This window comes from Clostridium sp., from assembly GCF_051650885.1.
In the GTDB taxonomy this organism is placed as follows: Bacteria; Bacillota; Clostridia; order Clostridiales; family Clostridiaceae; genus Clostridium.
In genome coordinates this window covers 1-3,278 of record NZ_JBOFRG010000052.1, presented here as the reverse complement: position 1 = coordinate 3,278, position 3,278 = coordinate 1, and the positions used below count along the sequence as shown (strand labels likewise).

Sequence of the window (3,278 nt, the reverse complement as noted above, 5' to 3'; positions counted from 1 at the left end):
GATATGAAAAATATCCAAAAACAAAATAAAGAAATTCGTAATTTATATAAAAAACTTACTGATATAAGAACTAACCATTTACACCAAAGTACGAACGCTATAGCGAAAACCAAGCCTAGCAAAATTGTAATGGAAACTCTTAATATCAAAAATATGATGAAGAATAAACACTTAGCGAAAGCTGTTAGAGAGCAATGCTTATATGAATTTAAAAGACAAATTCAATATAAGTGCCAAAAATATGGAATAGAATTCGTAGAAGCAGATAAATGGTATCCTTCATCAAAAAAATGTTCTTGTTGTGGAAATATCAAAAAAGACTTAAGACTCAAAGATAGAATATATAAATGCTCTTGTGGTCTTAAAATTGATAGAGATTTTAATGCAAGTATTAACTTAGCAAATTATTCAATTCAGAATATCTAAACTAAAAATAGATTCTGAATATGTACCTAACGATACTGGGGAATTTAAGCCTTTGGACTGTCATACCAAATGAAAGTAGTATGTGATTTATCACGTGCAAAATCAGATAGAGTGAAGAAGGAAGATACAAAACGAAAGTCTTAGGATATAAGTTGTATCACAGTATAATGTCTACATTTAAATAGAAATGTATATATTTTTCGTATCGGAATAAGCATAGTATTTTTAAGCTTTGAAAAAGTAGAAATTTCAATAATAAGCTTTTTAATTATAAATTACTTTAATGCATTGCTATATCCAATACAATCAATGTCATTAAACAAACTTATTTCATCAGAAGAAAGGGCAACTATAATTTCAATAGACAGTATGATATTTTCAATATTTATGTTTATAGGATTTCCTATTTGTGGAATACTTGGAGAGTGGATATCTCTTAGCATAGTGTTTTTTATTTTAGGAATAATTCAAATAATAAGTATAAGATTTTTAAAGATTGACTAAATAAAATAAGCTTAGCTTGGTGTATCCTGCTAAGCTTATTTTTAGTAAAAAATATAATTTTGAATATTTCTTAGGAAAGGTTATAGAAGTATAATTAATATATTAGAGAAAAATGTAAATCACATAATTAAAAAAACATAATTTTATGAGAACAATATACATACATAAAAGGTCTAATAGGTGTAAGGAATAAAGGATAAGAGGATTTAGGGGGATAAAAATGAGTGGAGCAATATTAATTGATATTTTTTGCAGAAAGGAAAAATCAATTGAAGAAAAAGCAGTAGGAGGGGATAGAGAAGCTTTTGTATATTTAATTAATGAGAATAGATTAAATCTTTATCGAGTTTCTAAAGGGTTTTTAAAAGAGGAAATGGATATAGAAGATGCGATAAGTGAAACAATAGTAAAGGCATATAAAGGCATAAAAACTCTTAAAAATCCTGAGTATTTTAAAACTTGGATTATAAGGATTTTGATAAATGAGTGTAAAAGGATAATTAAGAAAAACAAAAAAATTATAAGAATACAAGAAAGAGAAGAGGGAGTAGAAGACAGCTACGAAAATATAGATTTAATAAAAGCAATTGACTCTTTAGAAGATGACTTAAGAGAAGTTATTATTTTAACTTATTATAAAGAAATGACAAGTGAAGAAATAGGAAGATGTTTAAGTTTAAATCATAATACTGTTAGAACAAGGGTATATAGGGCAAAAAAGAAATTATATGAGATGTTAAAGGTGGGGGAGTAAAATTATGGATTTTAAAGAATTTGATAAAAAGATGAAGAAAGCTATTAAAGATGAAGTAGATGAAATTCCAGATGGAGTAAATAAGAAAATAGATAGAACGTTGCAAGAACTAGGGAAAAAGAAAGATAGAAATTATATAAAAAGAGGAATAATTGTAGCAAGCACAGTTTTACTATTAGGAGCAGCTAGTGTAACAACAACAGCAGTAGCAAATGGGATTGGAATTAAGGATTTGGTATATAAAATATTTGGATATGATGAAGTGTATACAAAGTATGAAAAAGAAATAAATAAAGAAATGGAATATGATGGAGTAAGAGGAACAGTAATTAGTGCCATACATGATGGATATAAAATGTATATAACTTTTAAATTAGAAAGTGATACATTAAGTGCAAGTGAAATAAAGCAAAAGACAGCACCAAGTATAAAAGTTATAGGAAATGAGTATGAGGAATATGAAGCAGAACTTAGATGGAAGGAAGAAGATGGAAAAAAGGTAGTTGGAATATTTGAAGTTGGACTAAGTAATGTAAGAGATGGTAAAAATTCAATGATGGGGCATATGGAAGATATTGAAGTAGAATTTTCTTTAAGTCAATATGTAAAAGAAGAGCACAAAGATGATTTAAAATTTAAAATAAAAGCATCAGCAAAAGATATTAAAGATGAGATAAAGAGATATAAAATAAATAAGAAAATAAATGATATTCAAATAAAAGAAGTTATAGTAACTCCTTTTGATATATATGTAAAGGGAGAGAATAAAGTGGGGAAATCAGGTAGTGATGATAGCTTAGAAAAAGAAAAAAGCTATACATATAAATTAAAAGATAATAGTGGGGTAATTATAGAGAGCACAGGTGATGATATAGGGTGTCTAGATAGGAAAGAATTCACTATAGAGTTTAAAAATACAAGTAAAGATATAAGCAAATTAGAACTTTTGATAGAAAACAAGGGAAAAGAAATAAAGAGAGAGATATTAGTAGGTAAGAAAAACTGATTCTACTTGGGTTAGTTTATAGGAATGTGGATAAGCATAGTGTTTTTTATTTTAGGAGTAACACAGATAATAAATACAAGATTTTTGAAAAGTGATTAAGATGTAAATAATTAATGAATACTATTGAAATATAGAACTAATATGATATAATAAAAACTTCTTTATAGTATAATGGATGAAGAACGCCTGTTCATAAATAGGCGTTTTTTAGCTTTTTAAAATTTATGCATTTCATAAAAGAATAGATTTAAAATGAAAAAAAGAAAAGAAAAAGTATATAGAATAAATAAAAGTTAAAAATGAAAAGGATTTCTTTGGTAGATTTCTAGTGTGAAGTTTTATTAATATTTGTTTTTTAGATTGATTATAGTCTATAATCGCCTAAGAGAAAAGAGGAGAATTTATTTTCTATAGATAAGAAAAAGCAATCTTTGATTTAAGAGGTTTTATATCTATGATAAATTTTTTTTGCCCTTTTTTAAAAGATAGGACGATTAAAAGGAGAAATTAAGGATGAAAAACAGAAAAACTAAAGGAATTATACTTATACTATTAATGGCGTTTTGCTTTTCATTAACTAGTGCATTT

At 26.2% G+C, this 3,278-nt stretch carries 4 protein-coding genes; all 4 read left to right on the top strand.

What is annotated here, in order from left to right; all coding sequences use genetic code 11:
• The coding region (locus ACRC28_RS02655) for an RNA-guided endonuclease InsQ/TnpB family protein (RefSeq protein WP_438541908.1) at window positions 1-426 on the top strand (426 nt) is incomplete at its 5' end.
• 195 nt (window positions 427-621) lie between these two features.
• Window positions 622-930, top strand: coding sequence for a hypothetical protein (locus ACRC28_RS02650; protein ID WP_438541909.1), 309 nt, complete (start codon window positions 622-624; stop codon window positions 928-930).
• A gap of 220 nt (window positions 931-1,150) precedes the next feature.
• A complete protein-coding gene (locus ACRC28_RS02645) occupies window positions 1,151-1,684 on the top strand; it encodes a sigma-70 family RNA polymerase sigma factor (RefSeq protein ID WP_438541907.1) in 534 nt (177 codons plus the stop codon).
• A gap of 4 nt (window positions 1,685-1,688) precedes the next feature.
• A complete protein-coding gene (locus ACRC28_RS02640; RefSeq protein ID WP_438541906.1) occupies window positions 1,689-2,690 on the top strand; it encodes a DUF4179 domain-containing protein in 1,002 nt (333 codons plus the stop codon).
• Window positions 2,691-3,278: the final 588 nt, after the last annotated feature.